A 19,791-nucleotide genomic window follows, 5' to 3' on the forward strand; every position below is an offset into this window, starting at 1 on the left:
TCGCTCCCTGTGACCCTCTTCGACCCCTTCGCCGCCGAGTTCGTGCAGCGCGCCCTTCTCGCGGGTGCTCTCGTCGCCGTGGTCTGCGGCGTCGTCGGCACCTGGGTGGTCCTGCGCGGCATGGCCTTCCTCGGCGAGGCGATGGCGCACGGCATGCTTCCGGGCATCGCCGTCGCGACGCTCGCGGGCGTCCCCGGCATCCTCGGCGCGGCCGTCAGCGCGGCCGCCATGTCGTTCGGCATCGGCGCGCTGCAGCGACGCGGGCGGCTCTCCGCCGACACGAGCATCGGCCTGCTGTTCGTCGCCAGCCTGGCGCTCGGGGTCATCATCATCTCGGCTTCGCGCAGCTTCGCCACGGACGCCACGGCGATCCTGTTCGGCGACATCCTCGCGGCGTCCGCCGAGGACGTGGCGCTGCTGACGGGCGTGGTCGTCCTCACGATCGTCGTCGCCGCGCTCGGACACCGCTCGTTCGTCGCGCTCACGGTCGACCCGCGCCAGGCGCAGCTGCTCGGGCTGCGCCCGAGGCTCGCGCACGTGCTGCTCGTCGGCCTCATCACTCTCGCCGTCGTCGCCGCCTACCAGGCGGTCGGATCCCTGCTCGTGGTCGGCATGCTCCTCGGCCCCGCCGTCGCCGCGGGGCCGTGGACCACGCGCATTCCCACCGCCATGGCGCTCGCCGCGGCGATCGGGATCGCCGCGGTCGCCGCCGGGCTGCTCATCTCCTGGCACGCCGGCACGGCGGCCGGAGCGACGATCGCGTTCGTCGCGATCCTCGCGGCCGCAGCGTCCGCCCTCCTGCACCGGTTCGTCCGGTTCGTCGCCGCGCGGCAGGACCGCGCCCTTTCCGAAAGGACCCCATGAGATTCCGTGTCGCCGCAGCATCCGGCATCCTCCTCCTCTCTCTCGCCGGGTGCGCCGCACCCGCCGCGCCGAGCACGACGGAGCCCACGAGCGAGGGCGACGGGCACGGGCACATCGAGGGGGCGCAGGAGCTCGCCGAGCCCGCACTGCACCTCACCACGGTCGACGAGAAGGGGTCCGTGCATCATCTCGACCTCCTCGACGAGGAGGACTCCGTGCTCGCCGACATCGATCCGGTCGAGGAGGTGGTGTCCGACGGGAGATACCTGTTCGGCATCCGGGACGGCTCGGTCACCGTCATCGACAGCGGGGTGTGGACGTGGAGCCACATCGACCACTTCCACTACTACGAGGCTCCGGCCCGCGTCATCGGAGACGTCTCCGGCAACGGCACGCCCGCCGTCGTCACGGGCGAGGTCGGCGTCGGCGTGCGCTTCGACGACGAGGCCGTCCTCCTCGACACCGCGGCACTCGCCGACGGGCGGATCGAGGAGACGTTCCGCATCGCCGCCGAGGGCGACGGCGTCGTGGTGCCGCTGACCTCCGGGGCCGTGCTCACGGACGCGGGCGCCGGGGCCGAGCAGCCGGGTACCGTCCGCGTGGTCGGGAACGACGGCACGGCGAGCGAAGAGCTGCCCTGCGCGAGCGCGAGCGGGACCATCACCACGGTCGTCGGCGTCGTCATCGGCTGCGCCGACGGAGCGCTGCTGTTCGCCGGCGGCGCCCCGGAGGCGCACGAGCGGATCCCGTATCCGCAGGCGACGGCTCCCGCCGCCACGTCGTTCGCCGCCCGGGAGGGGCGACCGAGCGTGGCGGCCCTCGCCGGAGAGACCGGAGTGTGGATCCTCGACACGCGGGAGCGCGCCTGGACCCTGGTCGACGTCGGCGAGCCGCTCGTGCACGTCGCCGCCGTCGACGACGCCGAGGGACGCGTCCTTGCGCTCACGGCCGACGGAGCGGTGATCGTCCTGGCCGGCGGCGCGGTCGTCTCGCGCACCGAGCCGCTCGTCTCGGCATCCCTGGCGGATGACGAGGTCGCACCGCACGTGCGGTTCGTCGTCGACCAGAACCGCGCCTATCTGAACGGGCCGCTCGAGCAGACGATGTGGGAGATCGACCCGGCGGACGGCGCGCGCCTCTCGCGCGTCTTCGAGACGGCGTCGACGCCGCTGCACCTCGCGGGGACCGGACGATGAGCCGCCCGCTCCGCGCCGCTGCGGGAGTCCTCGCGATCGCCCTCGCCGGAGGGCTCGCCGGCTGCGCCGTCTCGGGGGAGGACCGGCCGAGCGTCTACGTCACCACGAACATCCTCGGCGACGTCGTCTCCGAGATCGCCGGAGAGCAGCTCGAGGTCGTCACGCTGATGGCACCCGGCGCAGACCCGCACTCGTTCGAGCTGTCCGCCCAGCAGGCCGCGGGGCTGCGTGACGCGGATCTCGTCGTGGCCAACGGGCTCGGTCTCGAGGAGGGCCTCGCGCAGCACGTCGAGGCCGCGGCCGACGAGGGCGTCGAGGTCTTCTCCGCCGGAGACCACGTCGAGGTGCTCGAGTACGCCGAGGGCGCCGGTCCGGATCCCCATTTCTGGACCGACCCGGCGCAGATGCTCCTCGTCGTCGACGCTCTCGAACCCGCGCTCGTCGAGCTCGCCGGCTCAGCCGGACCTGACGTCCGCGCCGCAGCGGACGCCTACCGTGCCGAGATCGCGGCACTGGACGACGAGATGGCCGCAGCGCTCGGCGCGATCCCCGCCGAGCACCGCGCGCTCGTGACGAACCACCACGTGTTCGGCTACCTCGCCAGGAGCTACGACGTGACGCTGCTCGGCGCGGCGATCCCGGGCGGCACGACCCTGGCCGCTCCGAGCGCCGCCGACCTGCAGGAGCTCGTGGACGCGATCGACGCGGCCGGAGTCCGCACGATCTTCGCCGAGTCGTCCTCCCCGGACCGCCTCGTGCAGGTCCTCGCCGACGAGGCCGACCGCGACGTGGCCGTCGTCGAGTTGATCACGGAGTCGCTGGCGCCCCCGGGGGAACCCGGCGACACCTACCTGGACATGATGCGCGTCAACACCGCGCGCATCACCGAGGGCCTGAGCCCCTGAACGCCCGGACGGGCAAACGAGAGGAAAGAAAGAATGACACAGCCGAATCGAACGGTGCGCCTCGCAGCCGGAGTGGTCGGTGCGGCGCTCCTGCTGACGGGGTGCGCGACCCAGTCCGCGGCCGAGCCGGGCGACGCCGCGACGTCGGACACGGATGCCGCGGCCGGCGGACCGCGTCTCGCGATCGCATACGAGGGCGGCGTCCTCGTCGTCGACGGGGAGTCGCTCGAGGTGATCGAAGACCTGCCCTCGGAGGACTTCGTCCGCCTCAACGCCGCCGGTGACGGCAGGCACGCGTTCGTCACCACCTCGGAGGGCTTCCAGCTTCTCGACGCGCGCGAGCCGGAGCTGACCGACCTCGTCGTCGAGGCCGCAGCGGCGGGTCACGTGGTCCGTCACGGGGGCAAGACGGTGCTGTACGACGACGCGACCAGCGACACGACGATCTTCGACACCGCGGCGCTCGCCGAGGTGGACGCAGAGCTGCCCGAGGCCGAGGTGATCCCCGGCGTGGAGGCCCATCACGGCGTCTCGGTCGTACTGGAGGACGGCACGTTCGTGACAACCGTCGGAGACGCGAGCGGACGCACCGGCATCCGAGCCGTCGACGCGGACGGGCACGAGGTCGCCGTGAGCGCCGAGTGCCCCGGCGTGCACGGCGAGGGCACGGCCGAGGGAGAGGCCGTCGTGTTCGGCTGCGAGAACGGCGTGCTCGTGTTCGATGACGGCGTCATCACGAAGCTCACTTCGCCGGACGAGTACGGCCGCATCGGCAACGCCTACGTCTCCGAGGACAGCCCGCTGGTCGTCATGGACTACAAGGACGATCCGGATGCCGAGGGCTACCTCCTGACCGACATCGCGCTCGTGGACACCGAGGCGAAGACGCTGGAGAAGGTCTCCCTTCCCGACGGCGTCAGCTACACGTTCCGCGGGGTCACCCGCACGGAGGACGGCGACGCCGTGCTGATCGGGTCCGACGGGCGCCTGCACGTGATCGACCCCGCGACCGGCGAGATCACGGCGTCGCACGACGCGATCGAGGCGTGGGAGGGCCCAACCGAGTGGCAGCAGCCGCACCCGGCGATCGCGACGACCGGCGACGTCGTGTACGTCACCGACTCGGCGAACAGCACGATCGTGGCTCTCGATCCGCACACCGGCGAGCAGATCGCGACGGCCGAGCTGCCCCAGGTGCCGAACGAGATGGTCGTCGTCGGCTGACACCCTCGCTCTCGACGAGCCGAGGATCAGACCAGGGCGAGGGCGGAGTCGTAGGCCGTCGTCGTGACGGTCGGCCCGTCGCCGCCGAACTCCCGAGACGTCCCCGGATCGGTCCGCCACGCGGGCCATCCGGGGGCGCCGGAGGAGAGGAACGAGACCGCCGCGCCGTGCATCTCGTCGGCGAGCGACTGCGGCGGGCGCGGCCCGGCCAGCGCATCGACCCGCACACGGTCCAGCCCGTCGAACCAGAACGGGACGTCGAGGCAGTGGCACGACCAGCCCTTGGTCGGTGAGACCCAGCGGAACGCGTACGCCCAGGTCTCGGCATCCGCGCCGCTGCGCGCCTCCGCGACACGCGCGACCAGACTGCGGAACACGTGGTCGGTGACGAAGCGGCCGACCATCGCCGCCGGTCCCTTGGCGCGCTGCGCGCGGTTCGCCGTGAGATACGCGCGTCGCACCCGACGGTCGCGCAGACCCGCGCGCAGCAGGACGCCGGCCGGCACGAAGCGCACCGCCCACGGTGCCTGGTCCGCGATCATGGTGAACTCGTCGTCCGTCGCGCCGATCAGGAGGGGCTTGTCCGCTCCGACGCCCGCCCTCAGGGCGTCCACGGCCGGTCGCGTGACGAGCTCGCCGTCGATCATCGGTCCCCACGGCAGACCGTCCTCGATGAGTCCGGTCAGCAGGCCGAGTCCCTTCCGCGCGGGCAGCGCCTGGGACTGGACCTTGAGGACGCGGCCCTCGGACACGGATCGGAAACCGGCGACGTCCGCCTCGACGCCGAGGATCCCGGCCAGTCGCTCGCCCCGCTCTCTGGCGCTGTCCGCGGGCACATCCGCGAGAGCCGGAGAGATGGCCATCGCCGCGTGGAACAGATGCTGGGCCGCCGGCATGCTCAGCAGAGTCAGCACGGCGCCGCCGCCCGCCGACTGGCCGCCGATCGTCACGCGGCCGGGGTCGCCGCCGAAGGCCGCGATGTTCTGCTGCACCCATTCGAGGCCGGCGATCCAGTCCCGCACGCCGCGGTTGTGGGGTGCCCCCTCGATGTACCCGAAGCCGTCGAAGCCCAGCCGGTACGAGATCGACACGGTCACGACGCCGTCGCGGTTGAAGCGGCTGCCGTCGTACCAGGGACTCGCCGGTGACCCCTCGGTGTAGCCGCCGCCGTGGATCCAGACCAGAACCGGCAGCGTCTCGTCGCCGCCGGGCGACGGCGTGAACACGTTGACGTTGAGCGTGGCGTTCCCCGGGATCGGCGGTTCGGGTATGAGCGTCTCGCCGGGATCGCGCCGCAGCGCCGTGGCCCCGTACTCGAGTGCGTCGCGCACCTCGGTCCACGGCTCGGGAGGCACCGGGGCCGCGAACCGGCGGTCGCCGACGGGTGCCTGGGCGAACGGGATGCCGAGGAAGGCGGCGGAGGCCTCGGGGGTGCCGGCGTCCCGCCAGAATCCGCGGACGGGACCGGACGCGGTGTGCACCACGGGTGCTTCGGTCACGCTGCTGCTCCTTCCCCCGGGCGCAGCGCGTCCAGGAACTTCTCGATGTGGGCGGCCATGTCGATGCCGGGGTCGAGCAACCAGAGCGACTGCAGCCCGTCCGAGAGCGCCTGCACGCTGGTCGCGACCCAGGCCGGATCCAGGTCGGCGCGGATCTCGCCGTCCTCCTGTGCGCGCACCACCGCGGCGCGGAACTGCTCCTGCAGCGCTTCGGTGCGCTCCCGGAAGAACGCGTGCGCCGGATGCTCGGGATCGACCGCCTCGACCGCGAGCTGCGCGTACAGCTGCACGAGTCCGGGCACGGTGGCGTTGTGGCGGATCACGGTCAGCAGCATGTCGATGTCCGCATCCTCGCTGCCGTAGGTCTGCTGGTCGTGCTCGTCGCGCTTGCGGAGGATCGCGGTGAACAGCTCCTCCTTGCTGTCGAAGTAGTGCAGGAGCCCTGCGGCGCTGAGCCCCACGGCCTCCGCGAGTTCGCGGACGGACGCCCGGCGGTATCCGTGCGCTGCGACGACGTCGAGCGCGGTCGTGAGGATCTCCTCGCGCTTGGCGATCCCCTTGGCATAGGCCCCGCGTCGCGTCATGCTCACAGCGTATCCGTGACGGCGCGCCCGGGGAAGTGAAAACCGAACGATGCTTGCTTTTTGCGCGAAGGCGGACGTATTCTGACCGTGCGATCCACGGCGGATGCGGCGAAAGGCGAACTCAGATGACCGATGCTCAGGACCTCACCCTCGAGGAGAAGGCCGCGCTCACCAGCGGCGCCGACTTCTGGACCACCACCGCGATCGGTCGGGCGGGCGTCCCGTCGATCATGCTCACCGACGGCCCGCACGGCCTGCGCAAGCAGCGCGGCGCGAGCGACAATCTCGGCCTCAACGACAGCGTGCCGGCGACGTGCTTCCCGCCCGCCGTCGCTCTCGGCTCGTCATTCGACCCCGAGCTCGCGGAGCGCGTGGGCGTGGCGCTCGGCGTGGAGTCCGCGATCGAGGACGTCGCGGTGATCCTCGGTCCCGGCATCAACATCAAGCGCTCGCCGCTGTGCGGCCGCAACTTCGAGTACGTGTCCGAGGACCCGATCGTCGCGGGCCGGATCGGAGCGGGTCTCGTCCGCGGCATCCAGTCCCAGGGGGTCGGTTCGTCGCTCAAGCACTTCGCGGCGAACAACCAGGAGGACGACCGCATGCGCTCCTCCAGCGACATCGACCCGCGGCCGCTGCACGAGATCTACCTGCGCGGCTTCGAGTACGTCGTCAAGGAGGCCCAGCCCTGGACCGTGATGTGCTCCTACAACCGCATCAACGGCGTCTACGCCTCCGAGGACCCGTGGCTTCTCGGCGACGTGCTGCGCGAGGACTGGGGCTTCCGGGGGCTGGTCGTCTCCGACTGGGGTGCGGTGAACGACCGCGTGGCGGGGCTCGAAGCCGGACTCGACCTCGAGATGCCCTCCAGCGGAGGCGTCACGGACGCCCAGATCGTCGCCGCCGTGAAGGACGGCTCGCTCGATGAGGCCGTGCTCGACACCGCCGCCGGTCGCGTGCTCGACCTCGTCGCCAAGTCCCAGGCCCGCCCCGCCGCAGCCGGACCCCTGGACGTCGAGGCCCATCACGCCCTCGCTCGCGAGGTCGCGGGCCGGTCGATCGTGCTGCTGCAGAACGCGCCGGTGAACGGCGCTCCCGTGCTGCCGCTCGCGGCCGATGCGTCGGTCGCGGTGATCGGCGAGTTCGCCCGGACGCCGCGCTATCAGGGCGGCGGCTCGTCGCACATCAGCCCGACGCGTCTCGACACGGCTCTGGACGCCTTCGGCGACCGCGTCTCGTTCGCTCCCGGCTTCACGTTCGACGGATCGGGGGACGCCGAGGCGCTGAAGGCCGAGGCCGTCGCCCTCGCGGGCCGCAGCGATGTGGCCGTGCTCTTCCTCGGTCTGCCGGAGGCCGAGGAATCCGAAGGGTTCGATCGCACCCACATCGACCTGCCGGCGGTTCAGCTCGAGCTCGTGGATGCCGTGCTCGCCGTGAACCCGAAGGTGGCCGTCGTGCTGTCCAACGGGTCGGTCGTCGCCCTCCCGTTCGCCGACCGTGTGCCCGCGATCGTCGAGGCGTGGCTGCTCGGCCAGGCGGGCGGATCCGCGACGGTCGACGTGCTCACCGGGGCCGTGAACCCGTCCGCGCGGCTCACGGAGACCATTCCGCACCGCCTCGAGGACACCCCGGCGTTCGGGAACTTCCCCGGCTCGTTCGGCCATGTCCGCTACGGCGAGGGCGTCTTCGTCGGGTACCGGTGGTACGACGCGCGGCGCATGGACGTCGCCTTCCCGTTCGGGCACGGCCTGTCGTACACATCCTTCGCCTACGGGGCGCCGAGCGCGACGGTCGTGGACGGCGGGGACATCGCCGTGACCGTCGCGGTGACGAACACGGGCTCCGTGGACGGCCGCGAGGTCGTGCAGGTGTACGTCGCGCCCGAGGTGTCCGCGGTCGAACGCGCTCCGCGCGAACTGAAGGCCTTCGCGTCCGTCGCGCTCGCCGCGGGGGAGACGAAGGACGTCGCGGTCGTGGTGCGTCGCGAGGACCTCGCGTACTGGGACATCCGCGTCGACCGGTTCGTCGTCGAGGGAGGTGCCTATCGCGTCGAGGTCGGCGCCTCCAGCCGCGACCTGCGAGGATCGACCTCCGTGCACGTCGCCGGGGACGAGGTCCGCATCCCGCTCACCGCGAACTCGTCGATCGGAGAGCTGCTGGCGCATCCGGTGGTCGGTCCGATCGTGAGCGAGCAGCTGGCCGGTGGCCAGGCCGCCGCGGAGGGCGCGATGGATGCCGGGATCATGAGCGACGAGGCGATGGCGAAGATGATGGCGTCCTTCCCGATCGGGCGCCTCGCCGGTTTCCCCGGCATGGGGGTGACGCGGGAGCAGGTCGCTCAGCTCATCGCCCTCGGCAACCAGCCGTAGTCGCGCGGCGGCCGGTCCCGCCCCGCCCGCCTTCTGCTACACCTTTCGGCGGATGCCACAGAAAACTTCTGTGGCATCCGTTGATTCGTGGCGCAGAACCCGCCGGCGGAAAGTGTGACACAATGTGGCGAGAACTCTGACACTTTGTGTCATACTGATCCCGACGAAGCGCGAGGAAGCGACGTGACACGACCTCCGGCCGGCCCGCAGACCCTGCTGCGGAGCCTGAACGCGCGAGCGATCCTGGAGGCGCTGGCACGTCGTGGCCCCCTGACCCGCGCGGAGTTGATGGGCGAGACCGGGTTGTCGCGGACGGCCGTCACGCAGGTCCTGAGGATGCTGGAGACCGGGGAAGCTGTGGCATCCGCTGGGGTGGACCGCGCGACGCACGGACCGGCGGCGACCCGGGTCTCCCTCCATCCGTCGCTCGGATGCGCGGCCGCCGTCCACATCGATCACCATGCGGCGAGCGTCGCGATCATCGATGCGACCGGCCGCGTCCTCGCAGAGCGCACCGGCCCGTTTCCCGCCATGGGAGACCTGTCCGACCGCGTCGACGCCGTGACCGCCTTGATCGGCACCGCGCTGACACCGGCGGGGGGACCGTTGCGCGTCGCCGTCGTCGGGGTCCCCGGCATCGTCACCCGCTCGGGCGAGATCCGCGACGACCAGGGCCCGGACGGCGGCGCGTTCCGGTCGGCGCTCACGACGCGGCTGGGCTGCGACGTGCGCATGGAGAACGACGTCAATCTCGCGGCCCTCGCCGAGCTCGCCGGCACCGTCGCCACGGACCTGGAGAGCTTCGCGCTGCTCATGATCGACGACGGCCTGGGCGCCGGGATCGTCATCGACGGGAGCCTGCAGCGCGGGTCGGGAGGCATCGCCGGCGAGGTCATGTACCTGCCCCACCCGGACCTTCCCGTCGGGGCCCCGGTGCTCAACGAGGTGGTCGTCGCCGACCTCGCGCTGACGAACGACCGAGACCCGGAGGCGCCGCTGCGGTTGCACCTGGACGCGGCTCTGGAGGGGGACGCGGCCGCGATCGAGATGATGGCGGAGCTGGCGCGCAGACTCGTGCTCGTCGCAGGCGGCATCACGCTCGTCGTCGATCCCGCCGCCTACATCCTCGCGGGCGACGCAGCGCATCCCGCATTCGTCGACGCGGTGCGCCAGGCGGCCGACGACGTCGCGCACCTGCTCCCGCTCGCCTTCCGCGTGTCGTCCTTCGGCCGCGAGGCGACGCTGGTCGGAGCGGTGAGCGAGGCCACCGCCGTTCTGCGCGAGACCGTCTTCTCCGCCGTCCTCACCCGAACCGACAGGACCCCGCGATGACGCCTCCCTCGGATCTGACCGCCCGCCTCGGACTCGCCCCCGAGGCGCGGGCCGTCATCATCAACGCCGACGACTTCGGGATGTGCCACGCCGCCAACACCGCCATCACCGGCCTGCTCGAGCGCGGACAGCTGGACTCGACCACGGTCATGGTGCCGTGCGCCTGGGCACCCGAAGCGCTCGCGTTCGCCGCCGCGCGCACCGACCTGGACATCGGCGTGCACCTCGTCCTGACGAGCGAGTGGAGCGACTACCGCTGGCGTCCGCTGACCGGTTCCGCGACCTCGCTGACGGATGCGGCGGGATACTTCCCGGTCGAGGTGCGCGCGGTCGAGGAGCACGCGCACGCCGCGGACGTCGCCGCCGAGATCGCCGCGCAGCTGCAGGCGGCGCTGGATGCCGGGGCCGACGTCACGCACCTCGACAACCACATGGGATCCGTCTACGGCCTGGAGACCGGGCGGGACTTCCTCGGCGAGGTGTTCGCCCTCGCGGCGGCGCACGGGCTGCCGTTCCGGTTGCCGCGCATCGTGGACGGACCCGAACTCGACCCGGCGCTCCAGCCGGTGCTCGACCGCGCCGCAGCCGCCGCCGACGCGGCGGGAATCGTCATCCCTGATCGGCTGTGGACGCATCCCTTCGCCCTCGCGGGGGAGGGCACGGACGCCGAGGAGACCTACGAACAGGTGCGGGACGGATTCCTCGCGCTGCTGAGGGCGGTGCCGGCCGGCGTCACCGAGATCTATCTGCACCCCATGGTCGACGACGACGAGCTGCGCGCGGCGGTCGACTTCAGCGCGGCCAAACGCGGATACGAGCTGCGACTGCTCACGGACCCGCTCGTGGCCGCTACGATCGCCGACGAGGGTCTCATGCGGATCGGCTGGCGGGCCCTGCGCGATCTGCAGCGCGGCGGGAGCCGCTGAGGCGAGGAGAGCCATGAGCCTGGTCACCCGCATCCGAGACCGACGCCTCGGCGATGCGCCCAGCCGGGCGCAGACGATCGCGTTCGGGGCATCCGGCTTCCCGACGCAGCTCATGGCGCAGACCTTCTCGGCCTTCGTCGTGTACTTCTACGTGGCGCACCTCGGCGTGCCGGCCGAGTGGGTCGCCGCGGCCATGATCGCGCACGGCATCCTCAACGCCCTGCTCAACCCCGTGGTGGGCGCCCTGTCCGACCGGATCCGCACCCCGTGGGGACGGCGGATCCCGTGGATCGGGCTGGGCATCGTGCCGCTGGTCGTGGCGTTCGCCCTGGTCTGGATGCCGCCCGCGCTGCCCGCCGGCGGACTGATCGTGTGGTTCCTCGTCGTGGTCGCCGTGTACGACATCGCCTTCGTCGTGGTGGTGCTGAACATCTCGGCGCTGTTCCCCGAGATCTTCCGCACCACGGCCGAGCGGGCGCGCGGCAACGTCCCGCGGCAGATCTTCGCGATCGTCGGGATGGTGCTGGGGACGGCCGGGGCACCGCTGCTCTACGACAGCATCGGCTGGCCGGGGATGGCGATCGCGCTGGGGGCGGTGTGCCTGGTCATGCTCGTGTGGTCCTTCGCCGGCGGCATGATCGAGCGCCGAGGCGAGGTCCCGGATGCCGAGGCCGCCATGATCTGGAGCGACCAGCTGCGCTACACGTTCGGCAACCGCGCGTTCGTCCCGTACGTGCTGGGATCGCTGTTCGTGCAGACCTCGATCGCCGTGATCCTCGCGGCGATCCCGTTCTACGTGCGCTACTCGCTCGGCGCGGCCGAGGGCGACGGGAGCATCCTGCTCGGGGCCATCTTCGCGACCGCCATCCCCGCCATCGTGCTGTGGAGCGTGGTCGTGCGGCGCACGACGCCGAGGACCGCCCTGCTGTGGGCGGTGGCCGTCTTCGGGATCACGGTGCTGGCGTACCTGCTGCCCACGAGCGTTCTCGGCGCGGCGCTGGTCGGCGTCGCCGTCGGGATCGGCGTGGGCGGGCTGCTGCAACTGCTCGAGGTCGTGCTGTCCCAGATCATCGACGAGGATGCCGCGCGCACCGGGCACCGTCGCGAGGGCGTGTACTTCGGCGTGAACGGATTCGTCGTGCGGGGCTCGGTCGTGCTGCAGGCGATCGTGGCGGCGTGGGTGCTGAACGCGGCCGGATTCGACGCCGCGCTGGGCGACGCCCAGCCGGATGCCGTGGACGGCGGAATCCGCATCATGCTCGCCGTCGTGCCGCTGGCGTTCACGGCGCTCGGCTGGCTGTGCTTCTGGCTGTACCCCATCCGCACGCGGGACTACGCCCCCGCGTGATCCCGCGTGCGCACCGTCGCCGCCCGCGTCCCGTCGCCGCCCGCCGCCCGCCGCCCGCGAGACTTGGTTTGCGGGGCGAGACTTGGCGCAGTAGACCAAGTCTCACCTCGGAAACAAAGTCTCGCGGCCCGAAGCAGCGCGCGAGGGATCAGGCGCTGCGGCGGGCCTCCCAGCCGGTGCGGACCATCTCGTCGACCGTGTAGCGCATCTTCCAGTCCAGGTCGCGGGCCGCGAGGTCGCCGGCCGCCACGATCCGGTCGGGGTCGCCGGGGCGGCGCGGACCGATCTCGGGCGTGAAGTCGATGCCGGTGACGCGGGCCACGGCATCCATGATCTGCTTCACGCTCAGCCCCTCGCCGGAGCCGAGGTTGTAGGCGGGCTCGATCGGCTCGCCCGCGACGAGGCGCTTCGCGGCGGCGACGTGCGCCGCGGCGATGTCGCCGACGTGCACGTAGTCGCGGACGTTCGTGCCGTCCGGAGTGTCGTAGTCGTCGCCGTTGATCCGCGGGGTCTTCCCGGCCAGCAGCGCCTCGAAGACGATCGGGAAGAGGTTGTGCGGGCTGACGTCGTACACCGCGGGATCGGCCGAGCCGACGACGTTGAAGTAGCGCAGCGAGGTGTGCCGCAGAGGCGCGTCGGACGAGGCCGTCGCGGTCGCCTGATCGCGCAGCAGCCACTCGCCGATGAGCTTCGACTCCCCGTAGGGGCTGGCCGGAGCCTTCGCGGTGTCTTCGGTGACGAGGGCCACGTCCGGCGTGCCGAAGACCGCGGCGGACGACGAGAAGACGATGTTCGTCACGCCGGCGGCCGCCATCGCCTCGAGGATGATCCGGGTGCCCTCGACGTTCTGCGCGTAGGTGTGCAGCGGGCGCTCGACCGAGACGCCGGCGTACTTGAACCCCGCGACGTGGATCACGCCGTCGGCGTCGTGATCGCGCAGCGCCTTCTCGACGAGGTCGCGGTCGAGGATCGAACCCCGTACGAACGGGACGCCCTCGGGCGCGAAGGACGCGACGCCGCTGGAGAGGTCATCGAGGATGACCGGCTGGAGCCCGGCATCCGCGAGAGCGCGGACGACGTGCGATCCGATGTAGCCGGCGCCGCCGGTGACGATCCAGGACATGCTGTTCCTCTCCTGCCGCTGCCGCGGCTCGCTTCCTATTCTTCCAGCCCGGATGCTTCTTCCAGCCCGGAACCCGCGATCACGCGTCGCGGCGGGCGCCGGCGGACGGCGTCACCGTGAACAGCGCGGGCGCGGCGTGGCCGGCCGCGGCGAAGGCCGCTTCCACGGCGGCGGACACGGCGGCCTCGGCATCCGCCTCGATCAGAGCGATAGCGGCGCCGCCGAAGCCTCCGCCGGTCATGCGCGCACCGAGCGCTCCCGCCGCGAGCGCCGCCTCCACCGCGGTGTCGAGCTCGGGGACCGAGATCTCGAAGTCGTCGCGCATCGACGCGTGCGAGGCGACGAGCAGGTCGCCGATCGCGCGCGGCCCCTCGGAGCGCAGCACGGCGACCGTGTCGAGGACGCGCTGGTTCTCGGTGATGACGTGGCGCACGCGACGGAACGTGACATCGTCCATCAGCTCCTGCGCCCTGGTCAGGTCGTCGACCGAGACGTCGCGCAGCGACGGCACGCCCATGATCGCCGCGCCGCGCTCGCACGCGGCGCGGCGTTCGCCGTAGCCGCCGGTGGAATGGGCGTGCTTGACGCGCGTGTCCATCACGAGGATCGCGAGCCCCGCCTCCGCGACCGCGAGCGGCACCTGCTGGGCCTCGAGCGTGCGGCAGTCCAGGAAGATCGCGGTGTCGACTCCGCCGATCATCGACGCCATCTGGTCCATGATGCCGGTCGGGGCGCCGACGGCCTCGTTCTCGGCTCTGCGCCCGATCCGGGCGAGGGCCGTGCGGTCGAGGTCCGCGTTCCAGAGGTCGTTCAGGGCGGAGGCGGCGGCCCCCTCGATCGCCGCGGAGGACGACAGCCCCGCGCCGACGGGCACGTCGGAGGCGATGGCGATGTCGACGCCGGACCCGGTGGCCCCGGCATCCTGCAGCGCCCACGCGACGCCGAGCGGATAGGCCGCCCACTCGGGCACCGCGGGCTGCGCGCCGGCCGGCGTGGGGAACAGTCGGTCGAGCTCGTCCAGGGCGACCTCGACCGGCTCCTCGGCGAACGTCGAGGCGACGCTCACGCGGCCCAGGCCGTCGGTGCGCAGGCCGACGGCCGCGACGGTGCGATGCGGGATCGCGAACGGCAGCACGAAGCCCTCGTTGTAGTCGGTGTGCTCGCCGATGAGGTTCACGCGGCCGGGGGCCGACCAGATGCCGTCGGGCTCGCGGCCGGCGAGGGAGGCGAACAGCTCGCGGGCGGTGGTCTCAGTGGTCATGGTGTCCTCGTGTGGGGCGTCGTTGCGGGAGTTCTCGGGCGGACGGCGGGTGCCGGCATCTGCGGTGCAACCGGATGCCGTGATGGGCGGTTCCGGTCGCCAGCGGTTCAGGCGGCGGGGTCGGCGACCGACGCGACCGCTTCGCGCAGCCGCGCGGCGGAGGTCTCCGGCGGGATCTCGGCGGTCCAGGCCCACATCGCGGACTCGCTACCGGCCAGGAACTTCAGCTTGTCGGCGCCGCGGCGGGGGCTCGTGAGCTGCAGGTGCAGGCGCACGGTGTCGCGCCCGACGTTCACGGGGGCCTGATGCCAGGCCGCGATGTAGGGCGTCGGGGTCTCGTAGAGGGCGTCGACGCCGCGCAGCAGCCGCAGGTACAGCGGAGCCAGCTCGTCGCGTTCGGCATCCGTCGTGGCGGCGAAGTCGGGGACGTGCCGATGCGGCATGAGGTGGACCTCGAGGGGCCAGCGGGCGGCGAACGGCACGAACGCCGTCCAGTGCTCGCCCTGCAGCACGACGCGGTCGGAGTCCCGCTCGGAGTCGAGGATGTGCTGGAACAGCTCGGGGGCGGTGCGGTCGATGCTGTCGAGCACGCGCGTGGTGCGCGGGGTCACGTACGGGTAGGCGTAGATCTGGCCGTGGGGATGCGGCAGGGTCACGCCGATCGCCTCGCCGCGGTTCTCGAACGGGAAGACCTGCTCGATGCCGGGGAGCGCGGACAGTGCCGCGGTGCGGTCCGCCCACGCCTCGATGACGGTGCGGGCACGGGTGACGGTCTGGGTGCCGAACGAACCGGAGTGCTCCGGGCTGAAGCACACGACCTCGCAGCGCCCGACCGAGGTGCGCGTGCGCTCGAAGCCGAGGGCCGCGAGGTCGTCGAGTCCGCGCGGGGGGTTGGATGCCGTCGGCACGCCGCCGAAGCCGTCGGGCAGGGCGGGCCCGAAGGCGGGGGAGCGGTTCTCGAACACGGCGACGTCGTAGCGGGACGGGATCTCGGACGGGTTCGTCGGGGTCTGCGGGGCGAGCGGGTCGGCATCCGCCGAGGGCATCATGACGCGGTTCTGCCGGTTCGCGGCGACGGTGATCCAGTCGCCGGTCAGGACGTCCAGACGCATCGTCGCGGTGTCGGGGCGCGGGTCGAGTGCGCGCGCGTCGACGGCGCGATCAGGGCCGAGGGTGGTGCCGGGGTCATCGAAGTAGATGAGCTCGCGCCCGTCGGCGAGGGCTGTCGCGTGCTTCACGACTCCGGCGCCGAGCTCGGTCCGGGTCGATGCGGATTCCTGCATGTTCACGTAAACACGGTAACCCGCCGGCGGTGGTAACGTCAACATGCAGGAGTTCGGAACGAGGAGGGCGCGATGACACCGGGCGGACGCGCATCGAGCGGGCGCGTGTCGATGGCGCAGGTCGCCGCACACGCCGGCGTCTCGGGGCAGACCGTCTCGCGCGTGGTCAACGACAGCCCGCGCGTGGATCCGGCGACCCGGTCCCGCGTCGAGCGGGCGATGGCCGAACTCGGATACCGCCCGCATCCGGCCGCTCGCGCGCTTCGTACCGGACGATCGCAGACCATCGGCCTCGTCGTCACGACGCTCGCCACGGTCGGAAACTCCCGGATGCTCCAGGCCACCGCCGAAGCGGCGGAGGAGCGCGGCTACGCGCTCACGGTCGTCACGGCCGCGGGCGAGGCGGGCGTGAGCCGGGCGTTCCAGCGTCTGCACGACCAGGGCGTGGACGGCGCGATCGTGCTGAACGAGGCCTCCGCGCAGGTTCCGGCCTCCGAGCGACCCACAGACCTTCGCCTGGTCGTCGTCGACGCCCCGGACGGCTCGGGACTGCGTGCCGTCCACAGCGACCACGCGGGAGGGGCACGGCTGGCGACGGCACGGCTGCTCGAGTGTCACGACACCGTGCACCATCTCGCAGGGCCCGCCGATTCGTTCGCCGCGGCCGAGCGCGAGCGCGGTTGGCGCGAGACGCTGATCGCGGCCGGGATCGACCCGCCGGCCGTCGTCCGCGGTGACTGGTCGGCGGATTCAGGTCATGCGGCGGCCGGAGCTCTTGACGAGGCATCCGCCGTGTTCTGCGCGAACGACCAGATGGCGCTCGGCTTGCTGCGCGCCCTGGCGGACGCCGGCAGACGGGTGCCGAAGGACGTCGCGGTGATCGGCTTCGACGACGTTCCGGATGCCGCGAACTACCGTCCCCCGCTCACGACCATCCGCCAGGACTTCGCCGCCCTCGCGCAGCGCGCGGTCGGCGCGCTCGTGGCGGACATCGAGGGCGGCGCGGCCGATTCCGGCGTCATCCCCACGCGGCTCGTCGAGCGCGCGAGCGCGTAACCCGGCCGCGCCCGGTCGTCCGACGCCTACCGTGCCGAGCACGCTTTCGCCGGAGTGCGATCAGGCGATCGCGGAGCCCGACAGCGCCGACGGGCGTGCGGACGGCGCATCCGCAGGCGCGAGGATGAAGGCCACGCCCTGGGGGTCCAGCGACACCCGCTCCACGGCCTCGCCGGTCTCGGCATCCGTGCCGGTGATGGCGATCTCGACGGGGTGCTCGCCGTGGTTGATGAGAGTGACGAGCTCGCCGCGACGGGCGACCTCGGCCCCGGGTGGGAGCTCGTCCACCAGGGGGCGGACTCCCGCCGACTCCACGACGGTGCCGACGAGCGCGTCGAGCGCCGCCGGATCGGGATGCGTCGCGACGTACCACGCCTCACCTCCGCCGAACGCGTGCCGCGTGATCGCGGGCGAACCCGTCTGCAGACCGTTCTCGAACACCGCGACGACCGTCGCACCCGCCGGATGCACCGTCTCCGCGACCAGGCGCCCGACGCTGCTGCTCCCGTCGAACGAGAAGGAGACCGAACCTCGTGCCGCAGCGTCCCGGGAGGCCTGGACGTCGTCTGCGCTCAGCGCCCCGACGCCGCTGCCGCCGCTCGATTCCCCGGCGAGCGCGCCGAAGTCCTCGTACCGCAGACCGAGCACGTCGCCGAGCCGGGTGAGGAACCCGCCCGTGCGGAACTGATCGTGCTCGTCGACGATGTCGGTGAAGGGACCGGTGATGAGTGTTCCGCCGTCCTCGACGAATCGGGCGAGCGCGGCCGCGCCCTCGTCGCGGAGCAGGTACAGCACCGGGGCGACGACGAGGTCGTATCCGGATGCCGCCTCCTCGGGTCCGATCACGTCGACCTGGATGCCGCGGGCGTGGAACGCGCCGTACCACTCGAGCGTCAGCGCCAGGTAGTCGATCTCGGTCGGATGATCGCGCTCCTCGACCGCCCACCAGTTCTCCCAGTCGAACACCAGCGCGACCTGCGCGTCGCGTCCCGGTGCGGGAAGGTCGCCGAGCGCCGCGAGCCGGGCTCCCAGGTCCGTGACCGCCCTCCACGTTCGGGTGTCGGTGCCCGCATGCGGCAGCATCGCGGAATGGAACTTCTCGCTTCCGGCGCGGGACTGGCGCCACTGGAAGAACATGATGCCGTCGGCGCCGCGGGCGATCGACTGCGCGGTCTCCGCCATCAGCGCGCCCGGGGTCTTCCCGGGGTTGGCGGGACGCCAGTTCACGGCATCCGTCGCCTGCTCCCAGAGCATCCACGGCACCCCCGGCTTCAGCGAGCGGATCAGGTCGCGCTGGAAGGCCGCGTCGCGGATGCGGTTCGGGTTCGACGGGTCGGGGTAGCAGTCGTCGGCGATGACGTCCATGAACGGCGCCCAGCCGCGGTAGTCCGCCGGTTTGAAAGGGCCCATGAAGTTCGTCGTGATCGGCTGGGTCGCGCCGGCCTCGATGAGGATCTCGCGCTCGGCGAGGTAGCACTCCAGCAGCATGTCGCTCGTGAACCGGCGCCAGTCCAGCATCGAGGACGGGTTATGGCTGTACGGGGCCAGGCGCGGAGGGAAGATCTCGTGGAAGGCGCCGTACGCCTGCGACCAGAAGCTCGTGCCCCACGCCTCGTTGAGCGCGTCCACGGTGCGGTAGCGCTTCGCCAGCCACACGCGGTACGCGTCGCGCGCGGCATCCGAGAAGTCCATCCACAGATGGCAGCCGAACTCGTTGCCGACGTGCCACATGACCACGGCGGGATGCTGAGCGTAGCGCTGCGCCAGACGCCGGACCAGCTCGCCGGCCAGGCGCCGGTAGGTGGGCGAAGACGGCGCGAAGTGCTGTCGGCTGCCCGGCCAGTAGGACGCACCGGTCTCATCGACCGGGAGCGTCTCGGGGTACGTCGCGCTCACCCACGGAGGCGGGGACGCCGTCGCGGTCGCGAGGTTCACCCGGATGCCGCCGGCGTGCAGCTTGTCGATCACGGTGTCGAGCCAGTCGAAGTCCCACACGTGCTCGGCCGGCTGGATGCGCGACCACGCGAAGATGCCGAGGCTCACGATGTTCACTCCGGCCTCCTGCATGAGGTGGACGTCCTCGTCCCACACCTCCTCCGGCCACTGGTCGGGGTTGTAGTCGGCTCCGTACAGCACGTCGAGCAGCTCCAGTTCTTGCGTGGATGAGGGTTCAGGCGCGGCGGCGGGGACGCGCCGGGACGGCGACGGCGGCGAAGGCCGCGCAGCCGAGTCCGGCGAGGACCAGCGGGATGAGCATCCAGGTCACGACGCCGACGAGCACGGCGGCGACCGCGAGATAGATCGCGCCGACCGGATCGGATGCCGCATTCCGGAACGCGGCCCCGACGGCAGCACGCCAGCCGGACTCGGGAGTCCACGCGCTCGCCGTCACGAGCACGAGTGCCGCGCCGGCGACGAGTCCGGCCCACCCGATGAGGGCGATCGCCTCTCCTCCGGGCAGGGCGCCGGTCGCCGCGACCCGGATGTCGACGACCAGCACGACGGCCAGGACGACGGCGGCGGCGCCGACCACGAGTCCTCCGGGGAGCAGAGCCCTCCGCCAGTCGTGCCAGAACGTGCGCGCGTGGGACTCCTCGGCGTTCACGTAGCGGCGCAGGTGCCGGATGCCGGCGGCCAGCGCGGCCGGGAGCGTCACGACGGGGAGACCGGCCACGGTGATCAGCAGTCCGGTCCACAGCACCTCGCCGAACAGGGCGAAGGCGCCCTTTGCTCCCGGGAAGCGCGCCGGAGGGCGGTCCTCGAGCGTGGGGCCGCTGCCGGAGGCGTCCGCACGCCGAGCGGCGCGGAGCTGCTTGCGATCCAT

General features: G+C 72.0%; 16 protein-coding genes. 9 read left to right on the forward strand and 7 right to left on the reverse strand.

Going from position 1 to position 19,791, the window contains the following annotated elements; genetic code table 11:
- Window positions 1-9 precede the first annotated feature (9 nt).
- The 4 genes from aztB to aztD are packed head-to-tail and all read left to right on the forward strand — an operon-like array spanning window position 10 to window position 4,189.
- The gene (gene aztB, locus KYX17_RS22105; RefSeq protein WP_243229571.1) at window positions 10-864 is read left to right on the forward strand and encodes a zinc ABC transporter permease AztB; all 855 of its coding nucleotides are present in this window, start codon (window positions 10-12) and stop codon (window positions 862-864) included.
- The gene (locus KYX17_RS22110; RefSeq protein WP_243229572.1) at window positions 861-2,060 is read left to right on the forward strand and encodes a hypothetical protein; all 1,200 of its coding nucleotides are present in this window, start codon (window positions 861-863) and stop codon (window positions 2,058-2,060) included. Before aztB ends, KYX17_RS22110 begins: the two co-directional genes overlap by 4 nt.
- Window positions 2,057-2,965, forward strand: a complete 909-nt coding sequence (locus KYX17_RS22115) for a metal ABC transporter substrate-binding protein (protein ID WP_243229573.1) — start codon at window positions 2,057-2,059, stop codon at window positions 2,963-2,965. The genes KYX17_RS22110 and KYX17_RS22115 overlap by 4 nt, the downstream gene beginning before the upstream one ends.
- 33 nt (window positions 2,966-2,998) lie before the next feature.
- Window positions 2,999-4,189: a zinc metallochaperone AztD gene (gene aztD / locus KYX17_RS22120; protein ID WP_243229574.1), complete on the forward strand. Its 1,191-nt coding sequence runs from the start codon at window positions 2,999-3,001 to the stop codon at window positions 4,187-4,189.
- Between the two features lie 26 nt (window positions 4,190-4,215).
- Here the strand turns inward: aztD and KYX17_RS22125 are convergent, their stop codons facing one another.
- Both KYX17_RS22125 and KYX17_RS22130 read right to left on the reverse strand, forming a co-directional pair.
- Window positions 4,216-5,688, reverse strand: coding sequence for a carboxylesterase/lipase family protein (locus KYX17_RS22125; RefSeq protein WP_243229575.1), 1,473 nt, complete (start codon window positions 5,686-5,688; stop codon window positions 4,216-4,218).
- The gene (locus KYX17_RS22130) at window positions 5,685-6,272 is read right to left on the reverse strand and encodes a TetR/AcrR family transcriptional regulator (RefSeq protein WP_243229576.1); all 588 of its coding nucleotides are present in this window, start codon (window positions 6,270-6,272) and stop codon (window positions 5,685-5,687) included. Before KYX17_RS22130 ends, KYX17_RS22125 begins: the two co-directional genes overlap by 4 nt.
- Window positions 6,273-6,397: 125 nt before the next feature.
- Here KYX17_RS22130 and KYX17_RS22135 point away from each other — a divergent pair, with 125 nt between their 5' ends.
- From KYX17_RS22135 to KYX17_RS22150, 4 genes are all read left to right on the forward strand, one after another.
- The gene (locus KYX17_RS22135; RefSeq protein ID WP_243229577.1) at window positions 6,398-8,638 is read left to right on the forward strand and encodes a glycoside hydrolase family 3 C-terminal domain-containing protein; all 2,241 of its coding nucleotides are present in this window, start codon (window positions 6,398-6,400) and stop codon (window positions 8,636-8,638) included.
- Between the two features lie 183 nt (window positions 8,639-8,821).
- Window positions 8,822-9,970: an ROK family transcriptional regulator gene (locus tag KYX17_RS22140; RefSeq protein WP_243229578.1), complete on the forward strand. Its 1,149-nt coding sequence runs from the start codon at window positions 8,822-8,824 to the stop codon at window positions 9,968-9,970.
- Window positions 9,967-10,896 (forward strand): ChbG/HpnK family deacetylase, encoded by a 930-nt coding sequence (locus tag KYX17_RS22145; RefSeq protein WP_243229579.1) that lies wholly within the window; start codon window positions 9,967-9,969, stop codon window positions 10,894-10,896. The genes KYX17_RS22140 and KYX17_RS22145 overlap by 4 nt, the downstream gene beginning before the upstream one ends.
- A gap of 13 nt (window positions 10,897-10,909) precedes the next feature.
- Entirely contained in the window at window positions 10,910-12,244 is a 1,335-nt protein-coding gene (locus tag KYX17_RS22150; RefSeq protein ID WP_243229580.1) for an MFS transporter, read from the forward strand.
- A gap of 148 nt (window positions 12,245-12,392) precedes the next feature.
- On the opposite strand, the gene galE is transcribed toward KYX17_RS22150, so the two are convergent.
- From galE to galT, 3 genes are all read right to left on the reverse strand, one after another.
- Entirely contained in the window at window positions 12,393-13,367 is a 975-nt protein-coding gene (gene galE / locus KYX17_RS22155; protein WP_243229581.1) for a UDP-glucose 4-epimerase GalE, read from the reverse strand.
- A 79-nt stretch (window positions 13,368-13,446) separates the two neighbouring features.
- Complete coding sequence (galK, locus tag KYX17_RS22160) at window positions 13,447-14,628, reverse strand: galactokinase (protein ID WP_243229582.1); 1,182 nt, start codon at window positions 14,626-14,628, stop codon at window positions 13,447-13,449.
- 107 nt (window positions 14,629-14,735) lie between these two features.
- Window positions 14,736-15,911 carry a galactose-1-phosphate uridylyltransferase gene (galT, locus tag KYX17_RS22165; RefSeq protein WP_243229903.1) on the reverse strand — a complete coding sequence of 392 codons (1,176 nt, stop codon included), beginning with the start codon at window positions 15,909-15,911 and terminating at the stop codon, window positions 14,736-14,738.
- Window positions 15,912-15,983: 72 nt separating this feature from the next.
- Here galT and KYX17_RS22170 point away from each other — a divergent pair, with 72 nt between their 5' ends.
- Window positions 15,984-16,967, forward strand: coding sequence for a LacI family DNA-binding transcriptional regulator (locus KYX17_RS22170; RefSeq protein WP_243229583.1), 984 nt, complete (start codon window positions 15,984-15,986; stop codon window positions 16,965-16,967).
- A gap of 60 nt (window positions 16,968-17,027) precedes the next feature.
- On the opposite strand, the gene KYX17_RS22175 is transcribed toward KYX17_RS22170, so the two are convergent.
- Together KYX17_RS22175 and KYX17_RS22180 are read right to left on the reverse strand one after the other, a co-directional pair.
- Window positions 17,028-19,103 carry a beta-galactosidase gene (locus KYX17_RS22175; protein ID WP_243229584.1) on the reverse strand — a complete coding sequence of 692 codons (2,076 nt, stop codon included), beginning with the start codon at window positions 19,101-19,103 and terminating at the stop codon, window positions 17,028-17,030.
- 34 nt (window positions 19,104-19,137) lie between these two features.
- A complete protein-coding gene (locus tag KYX17_RS22180) occupies window positions 19,138-19,791 on the reverse strand; it encodes a DUF624 domain-containing protein (protein WP_243229585.1) in 654 nt (217 codons plus the stop codon).

Source organism: Microbacterium sp. CIAB417 (assembly GCF_022788845.1).